Source organism: Nocardia sp. NPDC004168 (assembly GCF_040610355.1).
Classification (GTDB): Bacteria; Actinomycetota; Actinomycetes; order Mycobacteriales; family Mycobacteriaceae; genus Nocardia; species Nocardia sichangensis.
In genome coordinates, this window is record NZ_JBEXME010000097.1 from 1 (window position 1) to 2,433 (window position 2,433).

Here is a 2,433-nt window from a genome sequence, read left to right on the forward strand (position 1 = left end):
ATGTGCGCCGCGAAAGCGGCGTGTCGTATCCCCGGCCCAGCCGGGAGGAACTTGGAGGGAGGTTCCTGGGTCGAATGGCTGACCTGATGCCGAAAGGCTAAGGGGACAACAGCATGCCAGAGAATCCGGTGACCGGGCCCAGTGGTCGGGGACGGGGTGCCGGAGGGACCCGCGTGATATGGCGAAAGCTGGATTGCCTGAATCCCAATCTCCAGTCGATGCAAGTTCCCATCCACCGGAAACGACCGCTGAAACCGGTGTCGCGCCCTGCGTCGGAGTCGATTGTGGCCGACGCAACCTCCAGGGCGCGAGGCGATGTCCAGCGAGGACATTCAAGGAGATGAGTGGGGCGCCTACGTCACGCTGTTACGTACGACACGCACGAACGCGGGATCGTCTACGGGACGCGAGTCCTATGACGACGGAGGCCTGGTAGTAGTCGCCGGAGTCACGCCCGGCCGAGGAGGACGGGAAAGCCGTCCACAGGGCGAAGCAGGCCAGGTGAATCGGACACCAGATGTGATCGGGAGGTATGCGAAATGCAGAGCGCCGCAACGGTGCTGGGTGTCCTGCGTGAACGCGGCAGGCGCGGACTGCCGTGTGAGGAGTTGTATCGGCAACTGTTCAACCCGCAGTTGTATCTGCTGGCCTACGGGCGCATCTACGCCAACCGCGGCGCGATGACGCCCGGGGTCACACCGGAAACCGTGGACGGCATGTCCCGGGCGAAGATCGACCGCATCATCGATGCGATGCGCCACGAGCGCTACCGATTCCGCCCGGTCCGGCGCGTGCACATCCCGAAGAAGAACGGCAAAACCAGACCTCTAGGTTTGCCGACCTGGTCGGACAAACTCGTCGGCGAGGTGGTGCGCCTGCTGTTGGAGGCATACTACGAGCCGACGTTCTCCGACCGGTCCCATGGATTCCGCCCAGGTCGGGGCTGTCACACCGCGTTGCGGGAGATCGACAACACCTGGACCGGGACCGCGTGGTTCCTCGAGGGAGACATCGCCGACTGCTTCGGCTCGCTCGATCATGATCGAATGGTCGAGATCCTGGCGGAGAACGTCCATGACAACAGGTTTCTGCGGCTGATACGGAACATGTTGACGGCCGGATACCTGGAGGATTGGAAGTGGGGTGCCACCTTGTCGGGGGCTCCCCAGGGTGGGGTGGCATCCCCGATCTTGTCCTCCATCTACCTGCATAAACTCGATCAGTTCGTCGAGAAGACTTTGATCCCGGAGTACACCCGAGGCGAGCGCAGGGCCCGCAACCCTGCCTACCTGGATCTACAGAATCAGCTGGCCAAGGCCCGCCGGCGCGGTGACCGAGCACAGGCCCGGATACTGCGGCGGCATATGGTCAGCCTGCCCAGCGCCGACCCGGACGACCCGGGATATCGGCGGCTGCGCTACTGCAGATACGCAGACGACCATCTGCTCGGGTTCGCCGGACCCAAGGCCGAAGCCGAGGAGATCAAACAGCGGCTGGCGCAGTTCCTGCGTGAAGATCTCAAACTGGAACTGTCCCAGGACAAGACGCTGATCACCCACGCCCGCACAGGCGCGGCACGGTTCCTCGGCTACGAGATCACCGTCCAGCACAACGACACGAAGAAGACCGGCCGTTACCGTCGCGTCAACGGCCAGATCGCCCTTCGTGTCCCTCGGGAGGTGATCAAGGCCAAGTCCGCCCCTTACCTGCGTCGCGGCAAACCCGCCAAGCAGGCGGCTCTGACCAACGGCAGCGACCACACCATCGTCGCCACCTACGGGGCTATCTACCGGGGCATCGTCCAGTATTACCTGCTCGCTGGTGACGTTTATCGGCTGCACCGGCTGCGCTGGGTCATGGAGACCTCCATGCTCAAGACCCTGGCAGGCAAGCACCGCTCGTCGATGTCGAAGATGGCGGCCAAGCACAAAACCAAAATCATGACATCGCACGGGTTACGCACCTGTTTCGCAGCACGCATCGAACGCGAGGGCAGGAAACCACTGGTCGCACGGTTCGGCGAGACACCGCTGCATCGGCAGAAAACGGCGAGAGTCGTTGACTCCCAGCCGATCCGGGTCGACCATCCGCATAAGGAGATCCTCACCCGGCTCCTCGCGGACACCTGCGAACTCTGCGGTACCGTGGGCAACGTCGAGGTCCACCACATCCGCAAACTCGCAGAACTGGGAATACCCGGACCGCTTCAGCCCCAATGGATTACAGCCATGCACAACCGGCGACGCAAGACCCTCGTGGTCTGCGCCACCTGCCACGGCCATATCCACACCGGGCAACCGCCCGCATCTCTCACGCAGTAGTTCACTGGAGAGCCGGATGATCGGGAAACTGTCAAGTCCGGTTCGGCGGGAGGCCGCGCGGAAAAGGACCAGCACACTCTGGCACCTCGCTGCGCGGCCGACCCATCCTCCT

Annotated in this window: 1 protein-coding gene; it reads left to right on the forward strand. The window is 63.3% G+C overall.

Going from position 1 to position 2,433, the window contains the following annotated elements; translation table 11 throughout:
- Window positions 1–539 precede the first annotated feature (539 nt).
- Window positions 540–2,321: a reverse transcriptase domain-containing protein gene (locus ABZW96_RS37520; RefSeq protein WP_355081630.1), complete on the forward strand. Its 1,782-nt coding sequence runs from the start codon at window positions 540–542 to the stop codon at window positions 2,319–2,321.
- The last annotated feature ends 112 nt before the right edge of the window (window positions 2,322–2,433 follow it).